This window comes from Rothia nasimurium (genome assembly GCF_928392795.1).
Lineage (GTDB): Bacteria > Actinomycetota > Actinomycetes > Actinomycetales > Micrococcaceae > Rothia > Rothia nasimurium_F.
Window position 1 is genome coordinate 83,769 of sequence record NZ_CAKMTJ010000007.1, and the last position, 24,936, is coordinate 108,704.

General features: G+C 57.1%; 24 protein-coding genes. 17 read left to right on the top strand and 7 right to left on the bottom strand.

The genetic code is table 11. The annotated features are described in order from the left end of the window. From ybeY to L6963_RS08645, 8 genes are all read left to right on the top strand, one after another. Complete coding sequence (gene ybeY, locus L6963_RS08610; RefSeq protein ID WP_237206621.1) at positions 1-507, top strand: rRNA maturation RNase YbeY; 507 nt, start codon at positions 1-3, stop codon at positions 505-507. A 3-nt stretch (positions 508-510) separates the two neighbouring features. Beyond that, positions 511-1,788, top strand: coding sequence for a hemolysin family protein (locus L6963_RS08615; protein WP_237206622.1), 1,278 nt, complete (start codon positions 511-513; stop codon positions 1,786-1,788). 39 nt (positions 1,789-1,827) lie between these two features. Further along, on the top strand, positions 1,828-2,910 hold the full coding sequence (locus L6963_RS08620; RefSeq protein WP_237206623.1) for a GTPase Era: 1,083 nt from the start codon (positions 1,828-1,830) through the stop codon (positions 2,908-2,910). A 152-nt stretch (positions 2,911-3,062) separates the two neighbouring features. After that, the gene (locus L6963_RS08625) at positions 3,063-4,472 is read left to right on the top strand and encodes an LCP family protein (RefSeq protein WP_237206624.1); all 1,410 of its coding nucleotides are present in this window, start codon (positions 3,063-3,065) and stop codon (positions 4,470-4,472) included. Positions 4,473-4,679: 207 nt separating this feature from the next. Further along, positions 4,680-6,422, top strand: a complete 1,743-nt coding sequence (gene leuA / locus L6963_RS08630) for a 2-isopropylmalate synthase (protein ID WP_237205238.1) — start codon at positions 4,680-4,682, stop codon at positions 6,420-6,422. A gap of 111 nt (positions 6,423-6,533) precedes the next feature. Further along, the gene (gene recO / locus L6963_RS08635; RefSeq protein WP_237193747.1) at positions 6,534-7,301 is read left to right on the top strand and encodes a DNA repair protein RecO; all 768 of its coding nucleotides are present in this window, start codon (positions 6,534-6,536) and stop codon (positions 7,299-7,301) included. Positions 7,302-7,304: 3 nt separating this feature from the next. Then, positions 7,305-8,084: an isoprenyl transferase gene (locus L6963_RS08640; protein WP_237185687.1), complete on the top strand. Its 780-nt coding sequence runs from the start codon at positions 7,305-7,307 to the stop codon at positions 8,082-8,084. Positions 8,085-8,130: 46 nt separating this feature from the next. Next, positions 8,131-9,216 (top strand): quinone-dependent dihydroorotate dehydrogenase, encoded by a 1,086-nt coding sequence (locus L6963_RS08645; protein ID WP_237206625.1) that lies wholly within the window; start codon positions 8,131-8,133, stop codon positions 9,214-9,216. A 106-nt stretch (positions 9,217-9,322) separates the two neighbouring features. Here L6963_RS08645 and L6963_RS08650 read toward each other — a convergent pair whose 3' ends face one another. Then, on the bottom strand, positions 9,323-9,892 hold the full coding sequence (locus L6963_RS08650; RefSeq protein WP_237193743.1) for a DUF3043 domain-containing protein: 570 nt from the start codon (positions 9,890-9,892) through the stop codon (positions 9,323-9,325). Between the two features lie 100 nt (positions 9,893-9,992). Here L6963_RS08650 and L6963_RS08655 point away from each other — a divergent pair, with 100 nt between their 5' ends. The 5 genes from L6963_RS08655 (at position 9,993) to L6963_RS08675 (ending at position 15,054) form a co-directional block, all read left to right on the top strand. Further along, on the top strand, positions 9,993-11,387 hold the full coding sequence (locus tag L6963_RS08655) for a M20/M25/M40 family metallo-hydrolase (RefSeq protein ID WP_237206627.1): 1,395 nt from the start codon (positions 9,993-9,995) through the stop codon (positions 11,385-11,387). 85 nt (positions 11,388-11,472) lie between these two features. Then, complete coding sequence (locus tag L6963_RS08660; RefSeq protein ID WP_237185683.1) at positions 11,473-11,829, top strand: HesB/IscA family protein; 357 nt, start codon at positions 11,473-11,475, stop codon at positions 11,827-11,829. 233 nt (positions 11,830-12,062) lie between these two features. Beyond that, the gene (coxB, locus tag L6963_RS08665) at positions 12,063-12,932 is read left to right on the top strand and encodes a cytochrome c oxidase subunit II (RefSeq protein WP_237198944.1); all 870 of its coding nucleotides are present in this window, start codon (positions 12,063-12,065) and stop codon (positions 12,930-12,932) included. Between the two features lie 10 nt (positions 12,933-12,942). Beyond that, complete coding sequence (gene ctaD, locus L6963_RS08670; RefSeq protein ID WP_185172910.1) at positions 12,943-14,643, top strand: cytochrome c oxidase subunit I; 1,701 nt, start codon at positions 12,943-12,945, stop codon at positions 14,641-14,643. Between the two features lie 9 nt (positions 14,644-14,652). Then, the gene (locus L6963_RS08675) at positions 14,653-15,054 is read left to right on the top strand and encodes a cytochrome c oxidase subunit 4 (protein WP_185172911.1); all 402 of its coding nucleotides are present in this window, start codon (positions 14,653-14,655) and stop codon (positions 15,052-15,054) included. 729 nt (positions 15,055-15,783) lie between these two features. Here L6963_RS08675 and L6963_RS08680 read toward each other — a convergent pair. From L6963_RS08680 to L6963_RS08695, 4 genes are read right to left on the bottom strand one after another with little or no spacing between them, the layout of a single operon-like run. After that, positions 15,784-17,448, bottom strand: a complete 1,665-nt coding sequence (locus L6963_RS08680) for a cytochrome b (protein ID WP_237204948.1) — start codon at positions 17,446-17,448, stop codon at positions 15,784-15,786. Next, on the bottom strand, positions 17,448-18,539 hold the full coding sequence (locus tag L6963_RS08685; RefSeq protein WP_185172913.1) for a ubiquinol-cytochrome c reductase iron-sulfur subunit: 1,092 nt from the start codon (positions 18,537-18,539) through the stop codon (positions 17,448-17,450). Before L6963_RS08685 ends, L6963_RS08680 begins: the two co-directional genes overlap by 1 nt. A 49-nt stretch (positions 18,540-18,588) precedes the next feature. Continuing rightward, complete coding sequence (locus tag L6963_RS08690; RefSeq protein WP_237193731.1) at positions 18,589-19,383, bottom strand: c-type cytochrome; 795 nt, start codon at positions 19,381-19,383, stop codon at positions 18,589-18,591. 52 nt (positions 19,384-19,435) lie between these two features. Further along, positions 19,436-20,074 carry a cytochrome c oxidase subunit 3 gene (locus tag L6963_RS08695; RefSeq protein WP_185172915.1) on the bottom strand — a complete coding sequence of 213 codons (639 nt, stop codon included), beginning with the start codon at positions 20,072-20,074 and terminating at the stop codon, positions 19,436-19,438. A gap of 237 nt (positions 20,075-20,311) precedes the next feature. Between L6963_RS08695 and trpD the strand changes: the two genes are divergently transcribed. After that, complete coding sequence (gene trpD, locus L6963_RS08700) at positions 20,312-21,352, top strand: anthranilate phosphoribosyltransferase (RefSeq protein WP_237206628.1); 1,041 nt, start codon at positions 20,312-20,314, stop codon at positions 21,350-21,352. Positions 21,353-21,419: 67 nt separating this feature from the next. Here the strand turns inward: trpD and L6963_RS08705 are convergent, their stop codons facing one another. Further along, positions 21,420-21,803, bottom strand: coding sequence for a DUF3054 domain-containing protein (locus tag L6963_RS08705; RefSeq protein WP_237206629.1), 384 nt, complete (start codon positions 21,801-21,803; stop codon positions 21,420-21,422). A gap of 228 nt (positions 21,804-22,031) precedes the next feature. Between L6963_RS08705 and L6963_RS08710 the strand changes: the two genes are divergently transcribed. The 3 genes from L6963_RS08710 to L6963_RS08720 all read left to right on the top strand — a co-directional run bounded on the left by L6963_RS08710 (position 22,032) and on the right by L6963_RS08720 (position 24,077). Then, complete coding sequence (locus L6963_RS08710; protein WP_237206630.1) at positions 22,032-22,490, top strand: NfeD family protein; 459 nt, start codon at positions 22,032-22,034, stop codon at positions 22,488-22,490. 30 nt (positions 22,491-22,520) lie between these two features. Then, positions 22,521-23,645 carry an SPFH domain-containing protein gene (locus tag L6963_RS08715; protein ID WP_237206631.1) on the top strand — a complete coding sequence of 375 codons (1,125 nt, stop codon included), beginning with the start codon at positions 22,521-22,523 and terminating at the stop codon, positions 23,643-23,645. Positions 23,646-23,738: 93 nt separating this feature from the next. Then, positions 23,739-24,077: an RNA polymerase-binding protein RbpA gene (locus tag L6963_RS08720; protein WP_135011868.1), complete on the top strand. Its 339-nt coding sequence runs from the start codon at positions 23,739-23,741 to the stop codon at positions 24,075-24,077. 68 nt (positions 24,078-24,145) lie between these two features. On the opposite strand, the gene L6963_RS08725 is transcribed toward L6963_RS08720, so the two are convergent. Further along, the gene (locus tag L6963_RS08725; protein WP_237206632.1) at positions 24,146-24,880 is read right to left on the bottom strand and encodes a polyprenol monophosphomannose synthase; all 735 of its coding nucleotides are present in this window, start codon (positions 24,878-24,880) and stop codon (positions 24,146-24,148) included. Positions 24,881-24,936 lie beyond the last annotated feature (56 nt).

Genomic DNA, 24,936 nt, shown 5'->3' on the forward strand with positions numbered 1-24,936 from the left:
GTGAATATTGAGTTTGATATTGAAGAGCCCGGCGCAGAGGCGAGCGACTTTGTGCGTGAGTCTTTTGAGGCTGTTGATACCGGTGTGCTGGAGAAGCTTGTAGCCCATGCCTTTGCCCATATGAAGGTCTCGCCTGAGACCGAGCTGTCTATCGCTATTGTGGGCGAAAGCGAAATGGAGCGCATCCACATCGATTGGATGGACCTGCCCGGCCCCACCGACGTGATGAGCTTCCCCATGGACGAGCTCACCCCCGGTACCGACGACCAGCCGGCCACCGGCGTCCTCGGTGATATTGTCCTGTGCCCGCCCGTTGCCGCCCGTCAGGGGGCGGACGCCGGCCACAGCACCCTCGATGAGCTCTGCCTACTCACCACCCACGGCATCCTGCACTGCCTGGGCTATGACCATGCCACGGCGGAAGAAGAGGCTGAAATGTTCGGTATTCAGCGCACCATTCTTGAAGAGTTTCTGGGGCGCCCGGCACCTGTAGAGACGAGGCACTAACCGGTGCTTTCTTCTGCTTTGCTGGCCTGTGCCGTCCTACTCTTAGTATTAGTGGGCTACCTGCTCACCGCCGTTGAGTCGTCCTACACCTACCTGCCCCGCTCTGAGGCCCAGCGCCTGGGGGAGGAGCCCGAGAACAAGAGCATTCGGGCTATTCTCACTGACCCCGAGCCCTACTTCCGGTCCCTGCGTATCTGGCGGGTTCTGGCTGAGGTGTCTTCGGTCGTCTGTTTCTTCCTGCTGGTCCACGACCTTTTCAGCCGCACCTGGGTGAGTGTCCTGGTCACCCTGCTGGTCATGACCGTTGTGGTCTTTGCCTTCTTCGGGGTTGCCCCCCGCCTGGTGGGCCGCACCAAGCACACCCAGGTCTTCTCGGCGATGGCCGGGGTGGTTTACGGGCTGGGCGTGCTCACCCGTCCCTTCTCGTCCGCTCTCACCGCCCTGTCCCGCAAGGTCAGCCCTAAGGACTCCGAGCAGGTGACCGGCATTTTCACTGAAGATGAGATTCTTGAGTTCGTTGACCGCGCAAGTTCTTCTGAGGCTATCGAAGACGACGAGGCAGAGATGGTTCAGTCCATCTTTGAACTCGATGAGACTCGCATCCGCTCCATCATGGTTCCCCGAGCCGACATGGTCACTGTCGATGTAACCGAAAACCTCGACGATGCGATTTCCCTTTTCCTGCGCTCGGGCTACTCCCGTATCCCTGTGTTAGGGGAGTCTTTCGACGATGTGCGCGGCGTGCTCTACCTTAAGGACGCCTTGGCAGCTGCCCGGGAGCCGGGAGCGAATGCCCAGGAGATGGGAATTGCCTCGCTCATGCGCCCGGTGCGCTATGAGCCAGAATCTAAGCGCGTGATGGATCTGCTCAAGGAAATGCAGCGTGAATCTACCCACGTCGCCGTTGTAGTCGATGAATACGGCGGTACTGCCGGTCTGGTTACTCTGGAAGATCTGATTGAAGAACTCGTGGGCGATATCTCTGATGAATATGACAATGAGAAGCCCGAGATTAACCTTCAAGAGGATGGCACCTTCAAGATTAGCTCCCGCCTGAGTATCTGGGAGCTGGGAGAACTATTCGGTGTGGACCTTGAAGATGAGGACGTCGATACAGTGGGTGGTCTACTTGCTAAGCACTTGGGCAGGGTACCAATCATTGGCAGTGAGGTTCTTGTTGAAGGAATCCATATCAAGGCAATCGGTTCCCGTGGCCGTCGCAATAAGATTGGCACACTCTCTGTTTGGGCGGACTCAGCCCCCCAAGAGCCTGTAAAGTAAAGCCAAGACATTTCTTAACCTCTTCTTTGGAGTATTTGCATGGAGTTTGCTTCCTTCCCCGACGACTACACTGCGGGCTTTGCCGTCCTGGTAGGCCGCCCTAACGCCGGTAAGTCAACCCTCACCAATGCGTTGGTCGGGCAGAAGGTCGCCATTACCTCCAACCGCCCGCAGACCACCCGCCACACCATCCGCGGTATCGTGCACCGTGAGGACTTCCAGCTGGTTCTCGTTGATACCCCCGGCTTGCACCGCCCCCGCACCCTCCTGGGCGAGCGTCTGAACGATATGGTTGCTCAGACGCTTTCTGAGGTCGACGTGATTGGTTTCTGTATTCCTGCCGATGAGAAGATTGGCCCCGGTGACCGCTACATTGCACAGCAGTTAGCTGCTTCGGGGAACAAGCCCATCGTAGCTATTGTGACCAAGGCCGATAAGGTGAGCCATGAACAGCTGACCGAGCAGCTTTTGGCTGTTTCAGCCCTGGGCGACGAGATTATGAGCGCTGAGCGTGCAGCCCGTCAGCAACGCCGGGAGCGTCAGGAGCGAAAGAAGAAGGGGGAGGAGCTCCCCTTCCGTAAGGGCAGTGGCCCGGCCGCTACCCGTGACAAGAGTAAACCTCTTGCCGCACCAGTTAATGACGGCCGTGGCGGCTGGGCAGACATTATTCCGGTCTCGGCGGTGAAGGATTACCAGGTAGAAGAGGTTGCTAAGCTCCTTTCTTCTTACCTTCCCGACTCGCCCCCGCTCTATCCCACCGGTGAGCTGACTGACGAACCTGAGGCTACCCTGGTAGCTGAGCTGGTTCGAGAGGCCGCCCTTGAAGGTGTACAGGACGAACTCCCACACTCGGTAGCAGTTACGGTTGAAGAGATGGAGCTACGCGAGGGTCGGAGTGAGGACAACCCCCTGCTTGATATTCATGTGAATCTCTTTGTGGAGCGTGACTCCCAGAAGGGAATTATTATCGGTAAGCGGGGAGCTCGTCTGAAGGAGATTGGCCAAACCGCCCGTAAGAATATTGAGGCCTTACTTGGCACCAAGGTTTTCCTGTCGATCCATGTCAAGGTCGCAAAAGACTGGCAGCGTGACCCTCGGGCCTTGGGCAAACTAGGCTTCTAGATTTCCCCTTATCAGGAGTTTCTTCCCTGCATTACCCCCTAAGCTGGTCTGAAAAATCGGTTACCCCACACCGAACAAACGAATCGGAGATACCTTTTATGGCGCCACAGGGTCAGCCCCAGCAGCGAGTAATTACGCCCCTGGGGCGTCATATGAGCAACCAACCGCTTAGGTCCCAGCGGGTCAAGTGGATAGCGCTCTCGTGCGTTGCCCTTCTTGCTATGGTGATTGCCTTCAGCGGCTTTGCCCTGGTACGGTTGCGCAGCAACGTGCAAACTGCCGAGATGAACATTGGTGAGCTCTCGTCGAACCTTGCCAGTGGCCCACTCGACATTCTCGTGATTGGCTCCGATACCCGTGCGGGTAACAATGGCGCCTATGGCACAGCTGAGGACGCCGCCTCCGGTGCCCGCTCCGACGTGATGATGCTGGTTCAGGTGAGCGAAGACCGTTCAAACGTCAATGTTATATCCTTCCCCCGTGACCTGATGGTCGATATCCCTAAGTGTACGGACGCTGATACAGGCGAAGTCTACCCGGCGAGTGAAGAAACCCAGATTAACGAATCGCTTGAACGAGGTGGCCCCGGTTGCACTGTTGCCACTATCAGCAACCTCACCGGTATAGCTATCGACCACTTCATGCTGGTAGATTTCAACGCCGTTAAGGCTCTGTCGAGTGTCGTGGGTGGCGTTGAGGTCTGTGTAACCGAACCGATCGATGATACCTACAGTGGGCTCAAGCTCCCCGCCGGCACCTCAAGTGTTGAGGGGGAACAGGCTCTGGCCTTCTTGCGGTCCCGCCACGGCTTTGGCGACGGCAGCGACACCGCCCGGATCCAGGCTCAGCAGAGCTTCCTAGCTTCCCTCTTGCGTAAGGTGCAAGCTGAAGGGACCCTCACTAACCCGGCCATGCTACTCAATATTGCAGAAGCCATCACCCAGAACGTTACTGTCGATAAGGAACTGACCAACCTGGGCAACCTGGTGAGCATCGGAACCATTTTTGCAAAGGTTGATCTGAGCAAGGTTGTCTTTGCAACCGTCCCCAACGAACCCTATATCTACGATGCTAATAAGCTCCAGCTATCGGCCGATGCAGAGGCTTTCTTCACCAAGCTTCAAAATGATGAATCCCTGGTTGAGCCTGCCCCCGCTGCAACTGCCGACGAGAGTGAATCGTCCGCCCCGGCTGCTGAACTGACCTATTCGCTGGGTGTGAGCGTTACCGATGCCACCGGTGTTGTGAACCGTGCTGAAGAGCTCGCGCCAAAGATTGAGGAGACTGGCTTTACCTCGGTCACGGTAGATACCACCGATGCGGTCTACACCGAGTCGGCAATTTACTACCCCTACGGTTATGAGGCCGAAGCTCAGGCTATTGCCGATCTCTTCGGTATAACCTCCCTGACTCCCTCGGACCAGTACGTGGGAATTGCCGTTGTTCTGGGATCAGACCTGGCTGAGAGCGACACCATTGAAGCCCCCCAATCTGAGATTGCAGCGGGTGCTACCGGCCAGACCGCCGATCAGGTGACCTGCCAGCAGTCTTTCAGCTACTAAGCACCCACAGCGGTTCCAAATAGTGGACGGGCGGTGGCAGGTTCTGCCGCCGCCCGTCTCTGCGTGGTACCGTGACAGTATGAGTGAGATGACACTGGTACTCCTTATCTGCCGTATCGAAGCGCCCCGGGTGTAGCTTCGATACGGGTCAGTGCTACCCGGGACGATACCCCTTCCTCACCGATCTCAACATCTAAGGTCATTACGATGAAAAACTTTCAGAAGCCCTCACCCATGCCCGTGCACAAGTACGTGCCATTTGACCAGCAGATTCAGGTTTCTTTGCCCGACCGCACCTGGCCTAATAAGACCATGACCAAGGCCCCCCGCTGGTGCGCTGTTGACCTGCGTGACGGCAATCAGGCCCTGATTGACCCCATGGACACCGAGCGCAAGCTGGCCATGTTCAAGCTCTTGGTCAAGATGGGCTACAAGGAAATCGAGGTTGGCTTCCCCTCAGCTTCAGCCACCGATTTTAACTTCGTGCGCACCCTCATCGAAGAGGGTCATATTCCCAATGACGTCACCATTCAGGTGCTGGTGCAGTGCCGTGAGCACCTGATTCAGAAGACTTTTGAGGCTATCGACGGGGCTCCCAAGGCTATCGTCCACTTCTACAACTCCACCTCTGTGCTGCAGCGTCGTGTGGTTTTCAACCAGGACCAGGACGGTATCTTGGATATCGCCCTCACCGGAGCCCGTCTCTGTAAGAAGTACGAAGAACAGCTGGCTGGCGACACCAAGATCACCTACGAGTACTCACCGGAGTCCTTCACCGGCACCGAGCTGGAATACGCAGTACGGGTCTGCAATGCTGTCACCGATGAGCTGGGTATCGGCGAGGGCAACGAGGTTATTATCAATCTCCCTGCCACCGTTGAGATGGCTACCCCGAACGTGTACGCCGACTCTGTAGAGTGGGTCAGTCGCAACCTGACCAACCGGGAGCACGTCATTCTCTCCCTGCACCCCCACAACGACCGGGGCACCGGTGTAGCTGCGGCTGAGCTGGGCTACCTGGCCGGTGCAGACCGTATCGAGGGCTGTCTCTTTGGCAATGGAGAGCGCACCGGTAACGTTGACCTGATTACCCTGGGCCTGAACATGTACACCCAGGGTATCGACCCCGAAATTGACTTCTCCGACATCGACGAGATTCGCAGAACCGTTGAGTACTGCAACCAGTTGCCCGTTCACGAGCGTTCCCCCTACGGTGGCGACCTGGTCTTCACCGCCTTCTCAGGCTCACACCAGGACGCCATCAAGAAGGGCTTCGAGCGCATGGAGAAGGACGCTGCCGAGCAGGGTAAGAGCGTCGATGAATTGGTATGGGCTGTTCCCTACCTGCCCATTGACCCCAAGGATCTGGGCCGTACCTACGAGGCTGTGATTCGTGTGAACTCTCAGTCGGGCAAGGGCGGGGTGGCCTACCTGCTCAAGAAGGACTTTGGGCTCGATTTGCCCAAGCGCGCCCAGCAGGAGTTCTCTGCTATTGTGCAGGCTCAGACCGATGCCCAGGGTGGCGAGGTTGAGAGCAAGGCCCTGTGGGATATTTTTGCCGATGAGTACCTGCCGAGCAGGGAGGCGGACGCCCGCTGGGGTAAGTACCGCATTGAATCGCTCTCTATTGACTCTGAGGAGCATGGCGAGACCACTATGCGGGTTGGCCTGAATATTGCTGGTCATACCTACAACCGAGTAGGTCAGGGTAGCGGCCCTATCGAGGCACTACAGTCTATTTTGGCCAAGGAGGGCGTGGACGTCCGCGTGCTCGACTACTCGGAGCACACCCTGGCTTCTGCAGCGAGCGCCCAGGCAGCCTCATACATTGAGGCAGCGGTGGGGAGCCGGGTGCTGTGGGGTGTCGGTATCGACAGCTCGACCACTCGTGCCTCACTCAAGGCTATGATTTCAGCGGTGAACCGCGCACTGCGCGACGCTGCAGAATAGAGCAAAGCGATGGGCTGTATCGGGACTTCCGGTACAGCCCACCTTTTAACAGTGCCCCGTATAACAGGCCAGGGTGGAGCCCTGGCACACTGAATGTGGGAGAATAAAGACGTGACTTCAGCGCTATCTACGACTAAGACCATTCGTGATAGCGCTATTGTTTTACGCACCCAGGATCTGGGGGAGCACGACCGCATTATTATCCTGGCTACCCGGCAGCGGGGGATTCTGCACGCAGTAGCCAGGGGAGTGCGCAAGAGTAGCTCAAAGATTGGTGCCCGGCTCGAGCCCTTCATGCTGGTCGATATTTCGGCTGCCCCCGGTAAAAAACTCGCTACGATTTCGCAGGTTGTTACCCGCCGCGCCTATTTGGGACCGATTATCAACGACTACACCCGTTACACGGTCGCAGCTGTCTTAGCCGAGGTGGCAGAACAACTGCTCAACCACGAACAAGAGCGCCTAGAGGAGCAGTTTACGCTGTTAGCCGGGGCCCTCTCAGCCCTAGCGCGGGGGACCTACCCGCCCCACCGCGTCCTTGACTCCTACCTGCTACGAGCCCTGCACAGGGCGGGTTGGAGCATGGCCATTGGCGCCTGTGCCGCCTGCGGTAGCCTGGATGACCTCACCTATTTTTCCCCCTCCCTGGGGGTGCTGTGCACCGGGTGCGCGCGTACCGGGGACTTCCCTCAGCTCAGCCCACTGGCTCCTGAAGAACCTGCCTATTTAGCGGCTCTGGCCACCGGCGACTGGCCCGGCATTTTGAGCGAGCACCCGCCCGCGCTCCGGCAGCGGGCAGAACGGCATATCATGGACTATGTGCAGTGGCAGCTTGAGCGGCCGCTCAAAACTCTGACCACCCTAGAGAAGGAAATCTAGTAGATGACACCGGTGAAGCCCTACAGCCACCCCAGCGGCGCCGTAGCTCCTGCGATTCCGAGCAAGTTCGTGCCCCAGCACGTGGCCGTGGTGATGGACGGCAATGGACGCTGGGCGAATGAACGCGGCCTACCCCGCAATGAGGGCCACCGAGCCGGTGAAGCAGCCCTGCTCGATGTGGTGGCTGGTGCTATCGAAATGGGTATTCCCTATGTTTCTGCCTACGCTTTTTCAACCGAGAACTGGCGTCGTAGCCCCGACGAGGTCGCCTTCCTCATGCGGTTCTCCTCTGAGGTTCTAGAACGTCAACTAGAGACCCTCAAGAGCTGGGGGGTTCGCATCCGCTGGGCCGGCCGTCGGCCCAAGCTCTGGAAGTCGGTTATCAAGCTGCTCGAAAAGTGCGAAGAAGAAACTAGGCACAACACCCTGTGTACCCTGACCATGTGCGTCAACTACGGGGGTAGGGCAGAAATTGCGGACGCCGCCGCCCTGATTGCCGAGGACGTCGCAGCCGGGCGCCTCAAGCCCAAGCACATCAACGAAAAAATCTTTCAGAACTATCTCGACGAGCCTGACCTGCCCGACGTTGATCTTTTCCTCCGAACCTCGGGTGAACAGCGTTTCTCTAACTTCCTTCTCTGGCAGAGTGCCTATGCCGAGATGGTCTTTATGAACGTGCTCTGGCCCGATGTTGACCGTACGGTACTGTGGCAGGCGGTAGAAGAATATGCCCTCCGCGACCGCCGCTACGGAGGGGCCGTTGATAAGGTGACCCAACCCTAAGTTTCCTCCCATACTAGGCGAAAGCCGCGGCTGAAAGGGGTCCGATATGCGGATCTACCCAACCCTGTTCAAACTCTTCTTCAAACCCATGGACGCCGAGAAAGCGCACCATGTGGGCATGTGGGGGGTGCAGACCCTTCGCCGCACCGGTATTTCTCGCCTGGGGGGCCGTTACTTTGCGCCGCACCCGTCACTGGCTACCGAGGTCATGGGCCTGACCTTCCCCTCGCCTTTCGGTGTTGCCGCTGGTTTTGATAAGGGCGGTAAAGCGATTCCGGCGCTAGGTAACCTGGGCTTTGGGCACATTGAAATCGGTACGATTACCGGTCAGGCTCAGCCGGGCAACCCCCAGCCCCGCCTTTTCCGCCTGGTAGATGATAAGGCCATTATTAACCGCATGGGCTTCAATAACGATGGGGCGGCAGCAGCTGGGCCCCGTGTTGCTGCCGCCCGCGCGGACCTTGAAGCCGAATATAAGGGTAAGGTACGCCCCATTATTGGTGTCAATATCGGTAAAACCAAGGTGGTAGCCCTTGAGGATGCTATCGAGGACTACCTGGTGAGTACTCGGGTTCTTGCGCCCCAGGCTGACTATCTCGCTGTAAATGTCAGCTCACCGAATACTCCGGGTCTGCGTGACCTTCAGGCGATTGAGACTCTTGAACCTCTACTTAAGGCTGTACGTGCTGAAGCCGACCACGTCGTGCAGGGGCGCCGTGTGCCCCTGGTCGTGAAGATTGCTCCTGATCTGGCCGATGAAGATATTAAGGACGTTGCCGCGATGGCTCTGCGTCTGGGGCTAGACGGCATTATTGCCACGAACACCACGATTGCCCGTGATGGGCTGGGCCTGGTTAGCCCTCAAGCTAAGGTTAAGGAAATTGGTGCGGGTGGACTCTCAGGCGAGCCCCTCAAGAAGCGTTCACTTGAGGTTCTCCGTCTGCTGAAAGCTGAGGTGGGCGACCAACTGGCTCTTATCTCAGTAGGTGGCGTTACAACTGCTCAGGACGTCGCTGACCGCCTGGATGCAGGCGCCAATCTCGTACAGGGTTACTCTGCGTTCATCTACGAAGGCCCACTCTGGGCAGCTCATATCAATCGGGGACTGTTGAAATTGCGGAAAACCCGCTAGACTAGACACGTGAGATCATGACACAAAGGGGCGTTACCTCTCTAGAGAGGTAACGCCCCTTTGTATTTAAAGGTTCAAGCTAACGGATTTTTACTCCGTTGTGGCCTTACTTGGGGTATTCACCGCGCTTTACCTGAGGCTTGGGTAGGCGGAAGCGACGAAGCATCATGACGCGATTGAAGGCGTAGAAGCCGGAGCGGGGCTCGATGGAGCCAAACTTTTCGGTCAACTTCTTCTTGAGACCGCGCCACATAATCATGTAGTCGATGACCCAGAGCAGAATCATGCCCCACATCAGCAAGATGGTGTACCGCTGCATGCTGGGGGAGAAAAGGCCCACGATGAAGACAGCCAGAATAACGATGATCATGATGTCACCTACGTTGAAACGGGCATCAACGTAGTCACGGATGTAGCGGCGCTGGGGGCCACGATCGTTGGCGGGCAGGTAGCGCTCATCGCCGGTTTGCAGGGCCTGCTGTTGCTTTGCCCGGAACTCGCGGTCAGCTTCACGCTGGGCGTCCTTTGCAGCCTTGCGGTCTGCGGGAACCAGGGGAGTGCGGCGGGCAGCTTCACGTTCTTTACGGGAAGGGGTAGGACGTCCCTTGGGCGCGGTGTACCCCGGCTGGGTGGTTTCAGGGGCTTCGCTTGCTACCGGAGTAGCCTCGGCAACCACAGAACCAGCATTTTCTGATGATTTCTTATTACGACCAAACACCCCTTAAGAATAACCAAGTTCGTGCGTAGATATACAGTCAGAGCGTATTCTGAGATGTATGACAACACACGATTTTGATTTTTCTGCCCGCCCGGCTCTAGCAACCTACATCGAAGAGAACTTTGAAGCTCAGCTTGAGCATCTAGCTGAGCTCGTGGCTATCCCTTCTGTTGCCTGGGAGTCTTTTAATCTTACTGAGGTACAGCGCAGTGCCGAAAAGGTGAAGAGCCTGGCGGAGGACGCCGGTTTTGAAAGTGTTGAGATTCTCTCAGCAACATACGGGGAAGGCCAGCAGGGTATGCCTGCGGTCGTAGCCCACTCACCGGCTGCACCTGGCTTCCCCACCTTCTTGCTCTATGCCCACCACGATGTGCAACCAGCTGGCGACCGCTCCCTCTGGGAGACCGAGCCTTTTGTCGCCACTCGCAAGGGCGATCGCCTCTACGGCCGCGGAGCTGCGGACGACAAGGCCGGCGTCGTTGCCCATCTGGCCGCTTTTAAGGCTGCGCGCGAAGTACTAGGTGACGACTTTAAGGTTGGCGTCACCCTCTTTATCGAGGGCGAGGAAGAAGCTGGTTCACCCAGCTTTGATAACTTCCTGCATACCTACCGTGACAAGCTTGCTGGCGACTACATCGTTGTAGCAGACTCGGCTAACTGGAAAACCGGCGTACCGGCCCTTACCGCGGGCCTGCGTGGTGTGGCGAGCGGTGATATTTCTGTACGCGTGAGCAGCCACTCGGTTCACTCCGGCATGTTCGGCGGCCCCCTGCTGGACGCCAACACCGTCCTTATCCAGCTACTCGCCACCCTGCACGATACTCAAGGTTCAGTTGCGGTTGAAGGTTTAGTTACTGCACCTGAACCTGACGTTGAATACCCTGAGACCGATTTCCGCACCGATTCCGGCATTCTCGACAGCATGAAGCTGGCAGGTCAGGGGTCCATCTCCTCCCGCCTCTGGTCCCAGCCCGCTATCTCCGTCATCGGTATGGACATCACCTCGGTTGCCGAGTCCTCAAACACCATTGCTGCCACAGCCAAGGCGCGCATCAGCGTCCGCCTGGCTCCCGGCCAGAATCCCGCCGCAGCCCACCGGGCACTTGCCGAGCACTTCGCCCGCCACAACCATCACGGGGCAGAGGTGACCTACCATGCCGAAGACTCCGGTCAGCCCTACCAGGCCGACCTTTCTGGCAGTGGCGCCCAGCTAGCCCTGGCAGCGCTGGGGGAGGCCTGGGGAGTTGAGCCTGTCACCACCGGCATGGGCGGGTCCATCCCCTTCATTGCGACCCTCACCGAGGTCTACCCCGAGGCCCACATTCTGATTACCGGCATCGAAGACCCCGATACCCGCGCCCACAGCGCCAACGAGTCCCTCTTCATCCCCGACTTCCAGAAGGCAATCCTTGCTGAAGCCCTCATGCTGGCGGCAGCTCACACCGGCAACTAGGAAATTCACTTGACTGCGAACATCTCGCGCCCCGTACCCAAGAGGCGTAAGATTGACATCAAAACACCCCACGAAAGGATTGCTTATGTCTGAGGCAGTACTCGAAGATCTCCCCACCCACGGCGTTAACCTCACCGAGGTTGCAGCCGGTAAGGTTCGTTCCCTGCTTGAGCAGGAAGGACGCACCGACCTGCGCCTGCGCATCGCCGTGCAGCCCGGCGGTTGTTCAGGCCTGATTTACCAGCTCTACTTCGACGAGCGCGTGCTCGACGGTGACGCCGTCCGCGACTTCGACGGTGTAGAAGTCATCGTTGATCGTATGAGTGTTCCTTATCTCGAAGGTTCAACCATCGACTTCGAAGACACCATTCAGAAGCAGGGGTTCTCCATCGATAACCCCAACGCCCAGGGCTCCTGCGCCTGTGGAGATTCCTTCCACTAAGCGTTCGCCCAGCCCGCTTCACAGGTGGGGGTATGCTCCGGCATACCCCCACTTTTCTGTTTCAGCCCGCCCAAACATGAAATACTTATGTAATGACACGTCAGTTCATTGACAGGTTGTCACCAGAAACGCCCGTTTGAGGGTAAGCTCGTATTGAAAGAATTAACACCTGGGTTAATGCTGTCCACACACAGCACCAGGTGACACGCACATCGCTACAGGAAGGGCCGTCTGTGAGTTCGCAGCATCGAACCAGCAGCAAGGGGCTTAAGGGCAAGGCAGTAGCCGCTGCCACAGCCGTTTCAGCGCTGCTCTTGACCGGTTGTTCAGAACAGGCATCAGTGGGCTGGCTGCCCACTCAGCGTGGTGTAACCGATAACGCCGATACCATCATGGACCTCTGGATTGGTACATGGATCGCTGCGTTGGCTGTAGGTCTTGTGACCTGGGGCCTCATGCTTTGGTGCATCATCGCCTACCGCCGTCGCAAGTACGAAACCGGCTACCCCCGCCAGGTGAGCTACCACGCTCCGCTGGAAATTTTCTACACCGCTATCCCGATCATCCTGATCATCAGCTTCTTCACCTTCTCAGACCGTGCCGAGCGCGAAATCACCGCTCCCAAGTCTGAAACCGCCGATGTCACCATCGAGGTTTACGGTAAGCAGTGGGCATGGGACTTCAACTACCTCGACGAAAACGTCTACTTCGCCGGCGTCCAGGCTCGCCTCGACAAGGAAGGCAAGGAAGGCGTTGAGGAAACCCTCCCCACCCTTTACCTGCCGGTCAACTCAACCGTAGACCTGCAGCTCAAATCCCGTGACGTCATCCACTCCTTCTGGGTTCCCGCCTTCCTCGAGAAGCGCGACACCATTCCCGGCATGACCAACCACATGTACTTCACCACCGGTTCCGAGCCCGCTCGCTACCAGGGTAAGTGCGCCGAGCTCTGCGGTGAGTACCACTCAGAGATGCTCTTCAACGTTGAAGTTGTCAGCCAGGAAGACTACGATGCCTACATCCAGTCACTGGAAGATGAAGGCAACATTGGCCGTCTGGGTGACGAGTACAACCGTAACCCCAACATGAACACCAACAACTAAGAGGTAACCCGTGACTACTCTTGAGTATTCAGCTGAGACAACCGGTAGCGTTGTCCCGCGGGTGGTTCCTAAGTCCAAGGGACGAATCATCGTCAATTGGCTGACTTCCACCGACCACAAGACCATCGGGTACATGTACCTGATCGCTGCGTTTATTTTCTTCTGCTTTGCCGGTGTCATGGCTCTGCTTATGCGCCTGGAGCTCTTCACCCCCGGTATGCAGTTCCTCGAAACCAAGGAACAGTTCAACCAGCTCTTCACCATGCACGGCACCCTGATGCTGCTCATGTTTGGTACCCCGCTGTTCACCGGTTTCGCTAACGTCCTGGTACCCCTGCAGATTGGTGCACCCGACGTTGCCTTCCCCCGCCTGAACTCCCTGGCCTTCTGGTTCTTCCTGTTCGGCTCACTGGTCGCCATCGCTGGCTTCCTTACCCCCCAGGGTGCAGCTTCCTTCGGCTGGTTCGCATACGCTCCGCTGAACAGCACCACCTACAGCCCCTCTGTCGGTGGTGACCTCTGGATCTTCGGTCTGGCTCTTCAGGGCTTCGGCACCATCATGGGTGGCGTCAACTTCCTGACCACCATCCTCTGCATGCGCGCCCCCGGTATGACCATGTGGCGTATGTCGGTCTTCACCTGGACCACCCTGATCACCGCAATCCTGATCATCATGATCTTCCCGCCGCTGGCGTCCGCCCTGTTCGCCCTCGGTATGGATCGCCGTCTCGGTGGCCACATCTTCGACCCCGAAAACGGTGGCGCCGTCCTCTGGCAGCACCTCTTCTGGTTCTTCGGTCACCCCGAGGTTTACGTTCTGGCTCTGCCCTTCTTCGGCATCGTTTCAGAAATTATCCCCGTCTTCTCACGTAAGCCGATTTTCGGTTACAAGGGTCTGATTTTTGCAACCATCGCTATTGCGGCTCTGTCAGTTACCGTGTGGGCACACCACATGTACGTCACCGGCGCGGTCATGCTGCCCTTCTTCTCCTTCATGACCATGCTGATTGGTATTCCTACCGGCGTGAAGTTCTTCAACTGGATCGGCACCATGTGGCAGGGCTCCATCACCTTTGAGACCCCCATGCTCTGGGTTATCGGCTTCCTGATCACCTTCCTCTTCGGTGGTATCACCGGTATTATCCTGGCAACCCCGCCGCTGGACTTCCACCTGTCTGACTCCTACTTCGTGGTCGCTCACTTCCACTACGTCATCTTCGGTACCCTCGTCTTCGGTATGTTCGCAGCTCTCTACTTCTGGTGGCCCAAGTTCACCGGCAAGATGCTGAACGAGCGCCTGGGCAAGATCCACTTCTGGCTGCTGTTCATCGGCTTCCACATGACCTTCCTCATCCAGCACTGGCTCGGTGTCGACGGCATGCCCCGCCGCTACGCAGACTACATGCCTGAAGATGGCTTCACCTGGATGAACCAGCTCTCAACCGTAGGCTCCATGATTCTGGCAATCTCCATGATTCCCTGGTTCTGGAACGTCTACACCACTGCCCGCAACGGCAAGCGTGTTGAGGTTGATGACCCCTGGGGCTTCGGTGGCTCACTGGAATGGGCAACTTCTTGCCCGCCCCCGCGCCACAACTTCACCGCCCTGCCCCGTATCCGTTCAGAGCGTCCTGCACTTGACCTGCACCACCCTGAACTGTCCACCAACAATGACGTCGCTGCAGCAGCCCGCCAGGCAACTGCACGCTAGGAGGCCACTGTGAAACTTCTTGCTAAGATTTTCGGTTTCATCGGCGTCTTCCTGATTCCCGTTGGCATTGTCTACGGTCTGATGACTGACTTCACCGAGTGGGCCGGTTTCCCCGCGATTCTGGCTACCGCCGTGATGTGTCTCTTCCTCTGGTACTTCCTGAACTTCACCGACAAGAAGCACCCCGACATGCCCTACGAGAACCTCGAAGGTGAAATCGCTGATGGCGCTGGCGACTACGGCTTCTACTCACCGTGGTCATGGTGGCCCCTCTTCATCGGTGTTGCTTGCACCATCGTTGTTGTAGGTCTGGCTATCGACTGGTGGATCGTACTCGTTGCCATCCCCTTCGCAGCAGCAGCTGTTCTGGGTTGGGTTTACGAATACAACCGCGGCGACCACGCCCACTAAGAGTCTTACCTGGCTCAAGGGGTGGGGCCCCTATCCTCTCGGATAGGGGCCCCACCCTTTTTTGTGCCATTTTTAGATTGCTGAGGGGAGGTTGGGAGGACGGCACAGGACGGCACAGGACGGCACAGGACGGCACAGGACGGCACAGGACGGCACAGGACGGCACAGGACGGCACAGGACGGCACAGGACGGCACAGGAGCCAGCCTGACCCTGCCAGCCCACCCTAGGAGTGCGACACGCCGAACCGCTCAAAGAATCTTTAACTATGTGATGAACCGTCAAGAGCACCCGCCAACATAGCTCCCTGAGCTGGGAGACCATCCCTGTGGCGGGCGCTCAGCGACACGCCCCCGGTTCAGACGGCGCGCTGTGCCCCCCCCGCGTCCTCGATGCACAGAAAAGCAGTTCAAAGAGGTATAAGGGACTCCGTGAGCTAGGGGAGAGCCACCTCATTTACCCTGCATAATACCCCTGCATCTTGCGCAGAACGGGGCCAGCACACGCGGCCTCGGGAGTGCGCTACTTTTTTCAGAGCCGTCATGGCTGCATAGGGGAGCAGAGCTAAACCCAACAAACTAGTTTTGGCTCCTAAAAGGCTCAGGAAGCCCTTAGAGGCGATGATTGGCTCGGTCATTGATAACCAATCACGCGGGGCCAGTAAAAGCCTGTTAAAACACGTGTGGGGCACCCCTGACGGGGTGCCCCACACTGTTACTACAACCGTATGTTATTTTTCGATTGAGTCGGCTTTGTGGCCGTCAACCTCATGTGCACCGTGGTGCTCATGGTGAGCTGCTTCGAGCTCAGCGGGAGTTACGGCAACTACGCGGTCTTCGAACCAGATCTTTGAGAGACCTGCGCGGGTCTTCTCGATCAGGCCAACCTTGCCCTTCTTGTTGGGCTGAGCCGGGATGGGCTCGGGTGACTCGAAGGAGACCAGCTCGTAGCGGCGGTATTCATCGAGAGGCTTGTGAACCTCGATGAACTCACCGTGGGGGAGCTGGACGACCTTACCGGTTTCGATACCGTGCAGTACGAGCTCACGGTCCTTACGCTGCAGAGCCAGGCAGATGCGCTGGGTGATGAAGAAGCCAATGAGGGGACCGAATACGAAGGTAAAGCGGAGCCAGTAGGCAACGTCGTTCAGCGATACATGGAAGTGAGTTGCGATTAGGTCGGAGCTTGCCGCGATCATCAGGGATGCGTAGCCAATGATGCCTGCTACACCCACACCGGTACGGAAGGGGGCGTTGCGGGGGCGGTCCAGGATGTTGTGGACGCGGTTGTCCTTGGTAACCCACTGCTCAATCCAGGGCCAGAAGACCATGGCCATCATGACTGAGCCAGCCATTAGAGCGAAGGGGAGAAGGACGCTCAGAACCCAGGTGCCGCCGAGGAATTCGAATTCCCAGGGCCAGGGCCAGACGCCGGGCCATAGACGCAGGGCGCCGTCACCGAAGCCTACGTACCAGTCAGGCTGGGTACCGGCCTGTACCGGTGAGGGGTCGTAGGGGCCGTAGTTCCAAATCGCGTTGATGGTAAAGGTTGCGCCGAGGAAGGCGATGATACCGAACACGATGAAGAAGAAACCGCCAGCCTTGGCTGCGTAGACGGGGCCTACGGGGAAGCCAACGACGTTGTTCTCGGTGCGGCCGGGGCCGGGGTACTGGGTGTGCTTGTGCAGTACAACCATGAACATGTGAATAGCCACGAGCAGCAGAAGCATCGCGGGGATAATCATGATGTGCAGGGTGTAGAGGCGACCAATCACAGCGGTACCGGGGAACTCGCCACCGAAGAAGAAGAGCGAGATGTAGGTACCAACCAGCGGGATTGACTTGAAAATACCGTCAATAATGCGCAGACCGTTACCTGAGAGCACGTCATCGGGCAGTGAGTAGCCGGTGAAGCCAGCCAGAATACCGATGATGAGCAGGGTGCAACCAACAACCCAGTTCAGTTCACGAGGACGGCGGAAAGCGCCGGTGAAGAAGACGCGCAGCATGTGCACAGTCATCGCCATCATGAACATCAGAGCTGCCCAGTGGTGAATCTGACGCATCAGCAGACCACCGCGGACGTCAAAGGAGATGTCCAGGGCAGAGGCGTAGGCGGCAGACATGTGGGTGCCCTTCATGGGGACGTAGGAACCGTCGTAGGTTACCGACACCATGGTGGGGTTGAAGAAGAAGGTGAGGAAGGTACCTGAGATGATCAGGATAACCAGGCTGTAGAGCGCAACTTCACCGAACATGAATGACCAGTGATCGGGGAAGATTTTGCGACCGAATTCCTTGATGATGCCTGAAGCACCAACACGCTGATCAACGTAGTGGGCGATACGACCGGTTGAGGTCTTTGCCTTGTAATCAGACTGCATTGAAGTCGACATTATGCTTCACCTGCCATTTCCTTGATGTGCTTTGCACGCTCCCAGTAGCCGGGGCCAACGGGCTCGTGGAAGTCACTCTGGGCGACCAGGTAGCCTTCGGAGTCAACTGCGATGGGCAGCTGGGGCAGGGCGTGGCCTGCGGGGCCGAAGATAACCTTGCACTCTTCTGCCGCGTCAAAGGTTGACTGGTGGCAGGGGCAGAGCAGGTGGTGGGTGCGCTGCTCGTACAGAGCGATGGGGCAGCCTACGTGGGTGCAAACCTTGGAGTAGGCGTAGATGCCGTCAACGTTCCAGTTTTCGCGACCGGGGGTGACCTTCTTGATGTCAGCGGGATCCAGACGCATGAGCAGCACAACGGCCTTGGCCTTTTCCTCGAGGTAGCCGTTCTCGTGGGTCAGGCTAGAGAGGGTTTCGGGCAGGACGTGGTAGGCAGAACCCAGAGTAACGTCAGCAGCCTTGATGGGGGTGCCGGAGGGGTCGCGCACGAGGCGGACGCCTTCGTCCCACAGGGTGTACTTGAGTACTGAGGGGTCTGCGGGGCCCAGGTCACGGAACAGGGTGACGAAGGTCAGGGGAGCGAGGATAACGGAACCGATGAGGGTATTACGAAGAAGCGGGCGACGCTTGATGCCTGATTCTTCGATGATGGTTTCAACGATTTCCTGAGCCTCTGCGCGGTCCTCTTCAGAGGTAACCGCGTGACGCTCTTCGACCATTTCGTGGTCGGGCATGAGTGAGCGTGCCCAGTGGACGATACCGATACCGATACCGAACATGGCAAAAGCGATGCCGAGACCCAGCAGAAGGTTCTGCAGACGAAGCATGTTGTTTGCTTCGGGGTTCATGACATCGTAGAAGTTGCCGCTTACCTCTACACCGAAGTAGCCAATCCAGAAAAGCAGGGAGCCCAGCATGGAGATGACGAATAGCAGAACTACCTGTCGCTCGGCACCCTTAGCTTTTTTGGAATCGACGTCGGTGAGTCGGGGAGCATGCGGGGGAAGTCCGGGGTTAGCGAACTTCTCCTGACTTGCCTCTTGAGAGGTAACTACGGCAGCCTTTTCATGTGCGCCGTCACTATGGTTTCCCATGTGTTGCCTCAAATCTTCCTTGGTACGAAATTTATGTGTGTGCGTGAGCTTATGCAGCTCGTGAAGTCAGCCAGAGGGTGAATGCAATGACGATGACCAGGCCGAGGGTCCAGATCAGAAGACCTTCAGACACGGGGCCGAGTGAGCCAAGCTTGAAACCACCAACCGATGCGTTAACTTCCTGGGACTTCAGGTAGGTAATGACATCGCGCTTTTCTTCGGGGGTGATGTTTGCGTCGTTAAAGACGGGCATGTTCTGCGGGCCAGTTTCCATAGCCTCGTAGATGTGCTTCTCTGAAACGCCCATCAGGGTAGGAGCAAACTTACCGCGGGTAAGAGCACCACCAACGCCAGCAGCGTTATGGCACATAGCGCAGTTTGCGAGGAATACCTTTGCGCCATTGGCTGCATCGCCCTTGGAAACATCGAGGTACTCTTCCTCGGGGATGGTGGGGCCTGCACCGAGTGATGCAACGTAGGCTGCGAGCTGCTTAGTCTGCTCATCGTTGAACTGGCCGGGCTTCAGCTGAGCCTGAACGCCCTGCATCTGCATGGGCATGCGGCCGGTGCCTACCTGGAAGTCAACAGCAGCAGCGCCAACACCGATCAGTGAGGGGCCGTCTACTGAGCCTTCTGCGTTAGTACCGTGGCAGGTTGCACAGTTGGCCAGAAAGAGTTTCTGGCCTTCTGAGATGTCTTCTGCAGTGTAGGTGGTGCTTGTAGCGGCTTGAGCCTCGTTAGTAGCCGTGGCAACTGCGTAGAGGCCACCAGATAGGAGGAGGGCAAGGGCAAGCAACACGAGAGCTGCGAGCGGATGACGTCGCTTTTGAGAAAGTGCCTTCACGTCGTTGTTCCTTTGTGTGTGTGCTAGTTGGTTTACTTTTAGCGGTTACCGGTTACTTGAGGAAGTAGACGATAAGGAACAGGGCGATCCAGACGACGTCTACGAAGTGCCAGTAGTAAGAAACAACGATTGCTGAGGTTGCTTCGTAGTGACCGAAACGCTTAGCAACATAGGCACGGCCGATGATCAGCAGGAAGGCGATCAGGCCGCCGGTTACGTGGAGTGCGTGGAAACCGGTGGTGATGTAGAAAGCTGAGCCATAAGCACTTGACGCGATAGTCATACCTTCAGCTACAAGGTTTGCGTATTCGTAAGCCTGGACGGAAACGAAGAACGCACCCATGATGAAGGTGAGCAGGAACCACTCAACCATGCCCCATTCACGGACATTGAAGAGGGAACCGGTGCGGCGGGGCTTGAGCTGTTCAGCCTTGAAAACACCAAACTGGCAGGTAACGGAGCTCAGCACCAGCACGATGGTGTTGGCGAGAGCGAGAGGGACTTCAAGCAGCGGGGTATTCTCAGCCCAAATATCGGGGCGAGAAGCGCGCAGAGTGAAGTACATTGCGAACAGGCCGGCGAAGAACATGAGCTCTGAGGCAAGCCAAACGACGGTGCCGACAGACACCTGGTTGGGTCGATTCAGAGCGGCGTGTGCCGACTTACTTGGGGTATGGGTTGCAGTTGTCACATAGACATTATGTCTGTAAAAGTGCCCGTGAACCAATAGGTAAGGGGGTTTGCTAGGAGGTGTGTTGTAAATCCTGCATATCTACCCCCTAATCTAGGGGTTTTTGGCAGAAGCTTGGCGACACGTTGTATGTAAAACTTACGTAACCCACATTCCGATTCATCTGAAAGTAAAAGCTGGGCTGGGGCCTATCTCACGAGGTCGCTCAGAGTGCAAAAGAGCCGTAGAATGTGAGCCATGACAGGCACCATCACGTGGAAACTTATTCTTAATCAGCTCGTAGCCCAGCAGGATCTTGCACCAGCTCAGATTGAGTGGGCTATGCAAGATATCATGTCAGGCTCTACACCCGAGGCTATCATCGGGGCGTTCCTTGTTGGACTTCATGTTAAAGGTGAAACTCCTGAAGAGCTTGCAGCCCTAGCGCAAGGCATGCTTGACAAGGCAGAACACATCGAAGTTACCCGAGATGCAGTGGATATTGTAGGCACCGGGGGAGACCAGCAGAATACCGTCAATATTTCTACTATGGCCTCCTTGGTCATTGCAGGTGCCGGAGTACCAGTTATTAAACACGGCAATAGAGCATCTTCATCCTCAAGTGGAAGTGCAGACGTGCTGGCAGAACTTGGCATAAACCTTGACCTAAGCATTAAGGATGTTGCGGGTGCAGTTGAAGCTGCTGGTATCACTTTCCTCTTCGCCCAGGTTTTCCACCCGTCAATGCGTCATGTGGCACCGACTCGCCGCTCCATCGCCGTCCCAACAGCCTTTAACTATCTTGGACCCATGACTAACCCAGCCCGTGTACGAGCCTCTGCCATCGGTGTTGCTGACGCCGAAATGGCGGAGAAAATCGCTGCCGTTTTTGCCTCACGTGGTGATCATGCGCTGATTTTCCGCGGAAATGATGGCCTGGACGAAATTACCATCACCGGCGAATCTCAGGTGTGGGAAACAGTTGATGGGGGAGTTGAACACTATGTACTGACTCCCACTGATTTTGGCATCGAGCTGGCGAGCCTGGATGATCTGCGCGGGGGAGACGCTCGCTACAACGCTGGTGTATTCCATGAAATTCTCGACGGTAAACCAGGGCCCATCCTCAATGCAGTGCTCCTGAACGCCGCAGCAGGTTTAACTGCCTTCCGGCCAGTAGAGGACAGGCCCTTTGCGGTGCGCTTCGAGGAGGCTCTCAAGGACGCCCGTGCGTCTGTCGAAACAGGTAAAGCTAAGGCTGTGCTTGAACAATGGATAGCCTATAGCAATAGTAAATAACCCATAAAGATGTGGCCCCAGTTTTTCTGGGGCCACACTGCTTTAAGACTGCCTACACCGGAAAGGGTCAGGCCTTACGACGTACGAACCAAAGGATTAGACGCCAGCCCACTAAAAACACTAGTAGGGTTAGGGCTGATACCACCACAAAAGCGGTTGCAGCAGTATCACCAAAAGACAGGCGTAGACCAAGCCCCAAAACCAGGGTGGTAATCCACATCATGAAACCTTCAAGCAGAAGGGGCAGTTGCCGCCTAGAACTCACAGCCCACACACCAAGATGACCAGCGCAAGCGGCCAGCAAGAAAGGTGCGGCGGTGGCTAATAGCTGGGACAGCGGTTCCTGGTGACTGGTGAGCCCGATAGTAATAAAAAGAAGGACGAGGGCCAGGTCAATCACCGCACGAACCGGCTGGGACAAATACTTACCTGAATCAACTGAACTGAGCATAGTTTTACTCTAACGCAGGATCACCAAGCCCAGCAGTTACCGGGGTTAGTCAAGGGCACCCAGGGGAGCTTTTTTAGCTTTACTTTACATAATGTATATTATCGGCTTTATAGAAAGCCTTGCTGAGATGGTCAAATCTCCTTATATCTCACGTAATGACTAGCACAGTGAAACAGCATCAGGAAGAATAGATAAGTACTAACACACACCGACCTGTGGGAGGTACACATGATTGATTGGTTCACTCAGAACCTCTGGGCTTTCTGGCTCACCGCTGCTATCGTTCTAGCCATTATCGAGATTTTGATGCTCGACTTCGTCTTTCTAATGATGGCCCTAGCTGCCCTGTCGGCAACGCTGAGCACCACTTTCCTCGATTCTTTTGTTGCGCAGGTTGTTCTCTTTGCGATTATTAGTATCGCCCTTCTCTTGGGGCTCCGCCCGCCGCTTATCAAGCGTTTCCATCAAAGCTCACCCAATATCGCGATGAACTCTGACGGTCTGGTTGGCCAGGATGCCCTTGTAACCCAAACCGTCACCGATCAGACCGGTCTTGCCCGTATCGCCGGTGATACCTGGACGGCCCGCCCTGAAAGCAACCAGTTGGTTCTCCCTGAAGGGTCAACAGCAACCGTCGTGGCTATTCGTGGTGCAACCGCCTACCTAGCTCCTCACACTGCAAAATAACCTTTAACTTAAAGATTAAGGTCGTAACCTATGACAGCTTCAACCATCACCACAACCATCCTGCTTACAGCCCTTGTCCTCTTGGTGCTCATCACCCTGCTCAAGGCTGTGCGCATTATTCCTCAGGCCCGCGCTGGCATCGTCGAGCGTCTGGGTAAGTACCACACCACCCTCAACCCCGGCTTCCACGTCACCGTTCCCTTTATCGACCGCGTCCTGCCCCTCATTGACCTGCGTGAACAGGTCGTGTCCTTCCCCGCCCAGTCTGTCATCACCGAAGATAACCTGGTCGTCGGTATCGATACCGTGGTCTACTTCCAGGTGACCGACCCCAAGGCCGCGACCTACGAAATCACCAACTACATCCAGGCGGTAGACGAGCTGACCAGCGCCACCCTGCGCAATGTCGTCGGTGGTCTCAACCTCGAAGAAACCCTGACCTCCCGCGACCAGATTAACAGCGAGCTGCGAGGGGTTCTCGACAGCACCACCGGCCGGTGGGGCATCCGCGTCTCCCGCGTCGATATCAAGGAAATTCAGCCTCCGCACTCCATCCAGGACTCCATGGAAAAGCAGATGCGAGCCGAGCGGGACCGCCGAGCCGCTATTCTAACCGCTGAAGGCCAGAAGCAGTCCCAGATTCTGACCGCTGAAGGTGACTCTCGCGCTGCGATTCTGCGAGCTGAAGGTGAGAAGCAGTCCCAGATTCTAACTGCTGAGGGTGATGCTAAGGCAGCTATCCTGCGTGCTGACGGTGAAGCCCAGGCTATCCAGAAAGTCTTCCACGCAATCCACGCCTCGAACCCCAGCCAGAAGCTACTGACCTACCAGTACCTGCAGACCCTGCCCAAGCTGGCCGAGGGCGATGCCAATAAACTCTGGTTCATTCCCACCGAGCTCGGTGATGCCCTGCGCGGTATCGGCAACGCTTTCTCACCCCTGGGTAACGAGGGCGCACCTGAGACCGAGGAAGGGTCTACCCCTGCGACTCCCCCGTCCTCTCCCCTGGTCGACACCCCGGTGATCCGCGTGACCCCTGAAGACCTCAACCCCAACCTCGATAAGCTCGATAGCGGCGTTGAAGTCCCTCAGGAGGGCGAGCTCCCTACCGGCGAATCAGCTGAGGGCACAGACCCCCACACCCCCGGCGCCTAAAGGTTATAATGGGTATTTGGCCTGCACGGTTTACCCGCCTTTGAGTAGTTACAAACCTGCAAGCACTTCAGTCACCGTTTATGGAGGAAGAAAATGAGCGATCGCAGCCTGCGCGGTATGCGCCTGGGTTCACAGTCAATGGAAACCGAATCAGGCGTGGAGCCGGCTCCCCGCCAGCGTGTGGAATACCGCACAGAAGACGGTGAACGAGTCTTCGTTACCTTCGCGCAGGAAGCTGAGATTCCCGCAACCTGGACCGCCAAGTCCGGCAAGGAAGCCTTCCTGGTTTCTGGCGACGGCAAGGTTGAAGAGAACGCTGAAAAGCCTGTTCGTACCCACTGGGACATGCTCCTGGAGCGCCGTAGTGTCGAAGAACTTGAAGAGACCCTGCAGCAGCGTCTTGAGATTTACCGGGAGCGTCACGCCCTCTAGGCTAGTCTCCCTCTAAGACCAAGGGCCCCACCAGATAACTGGTGGGGCCCTTGGTCTATCAACTGCTATTACTTCTTGATGAGGGAGCGAACGCGTTCTGCTCGGGCGGTCAGGCCCCAGCGGGTTACCTTGGTCATGGAGTCAACGATGATGTTGCCGTCCATCTTGGAGCTGCCGATTTCACGCTCTACGAAGGTGATGGGTACTTCTACAATTTTCAGGCCGGCTTGCTCGGAGCGCCAGGCCAAATCGACCTGGAAGACGTACCCCTTGGAGTCGATGCCTTCGAGGTTAAGCTTCTGCAGGGCTTCACGGCGGTAGGCGCGGTAGCCCGCGGTGATGTCTTTGACCTTGGTGCCCAGAATCAGGCGGGTATAAAGGTTGGCGCCGCGGGAAAGGATCTGGCGGTGCAGGGGCCAGTTTTTGGTTTTGCCGCCGGGCACGTAGCGGGAACCGATAGCCAGGTCAGCTCCACCTTCGATAGCCTGCAGGAGCAGGGGCAGCTGTTCGGGTTGGTGGGAGCAGTCAGCGTCCATCTCGACAAGTACGTCGTAGCCAGCTTCTAGGCCCCAGTCGAAGCCTGCCAGGTAGGCACCGCCCAGGCCGTCCTTGACGGTGCGGTGGAGGACGTTGATGTGGCTGTCTTCTGCTGCCATGGAGTCGGCGAGCTGGCCGGTGCCGTCGGGGCTGTTGTCGTCGACGACGAGGATGTCGCAGTCGGGCACAGCTGCGCGCAGGCGCTCTACTACGACGGGAAGGTTTTCCTTCTCATTGTAGGTAGGAATCACGGTTAGTACTCGCATGCGGTCTCCTTGTCATGGCCCATCCGAATCGTGGGACGGCGTGTAAACCAGTTCTT

Excerpts from the sequence above, each read along its gene's own strand:
- L6963_RS08620 (WP_237206623.1), top strand. The coding sequence starts at position 1,828 with ATGGAGTTTGCTTCCTTCCCCGACGACTACACTGCGGGCTTTGCCGTC.
- L6963_RS08625 (WP_237206624.1), top strand. The coding sequence starts at position 3,063 with ATGAGCAACCAACCGCTTAGGTCCCAGCGGGTCAAGTGGATAGCGCTC.
- leuA (WP_237205238.1), top strand. The coding sequence starts at position 4,680 with ATGAAAAACTTTCAGAAGCCCTCACCCATGCCCGTGCACAAGTACGTG.
- L6963_RS08640 (WP_237185687.1), top strand. The coding sequence starts at position 7,305 with ATGACACCGGTGAAGCCCTACAGCCACCCCAGCGGCGCCGTAGCTCCT.
- L6963_RS08645 (WP_237206625.1), top strand. The coding sequence starts at position 8,131 with ATGCGGATCTACCCAACCCTGTTCAAACTCTTCTTCAAACCCATGGAC.
- L6963_RS08655 (WP_237206627.1), top strand. The coding sequence starts at position 9,993 with ATGACAACACACGATTTTGATTTTTCTGCCCGCCCGGCTCTAGCAACC.
- L6963_RS08660 (WP_237185683.1), top strand. The coding sequence starts at position 11,473 with ATGTCTGAGGCAGTACTCGAAGATCTCCCCACCCACGGCGTTAACCTC.
- L6963_RS08680 (WP_237204948.1), bottom strand. The coding sequence starts at position 17,448 with ATGTCGACTTCAATGCAGTCTGATTACAAGGCAAAGACCTCAACCGGT.
- L6963_RS08685 (WP_185172913.1), bottom strand. The coding sequence starts at position 18,539 with ATGGGAAACCATAGTGACGGCGCACATGAAAAGGCTGCCGTAGTTACC.
- trpD (WP_237206628.1), top strand. The coding sequence starts at position 20,312 with ATGACAGGCACCATCACGTGGAAACTTATTCTTAATCAGCTCGTAGCC.
- L6963_RS08705 (WP_237206629.1), bottom strand. The coding sequence starts at position 21,803 with ATGCTCAGTTCAGTTGATTCAGGTAAGTATTTGTCCCAGCCGGTTCGT.
- L6963_RS08710 (WP_237206630.1), top strand. The coding sequence starts at position 22,032 with ATGATTGATTGGTTCACTCAGAACCTCTGGGCTTTCTGGCTCACCGCT.
- L6963_RS08715 (WP_237206631.1), top strand. The coding sequence starts at position 22,521 with ATGACAGCTTCAACCATCACCACAACCATCCTGCTTACAGCCCTTGTC.
- L6963_RS08720 (WP_135011868.1), top strand. The coding sequence starts at position 23,739 with ATGAGCGATCGCAGCCTGCGCGGTATGCGCCTGGGTTCACAGTCAATG.
- L6963_RS08725 (WP_237206632.1), bottom strand. The coding sequence starts at position 24,880 with ATGCGAGTACTAACCGTGATTCCTACCTACAATGAGAAGGAAAACCTT.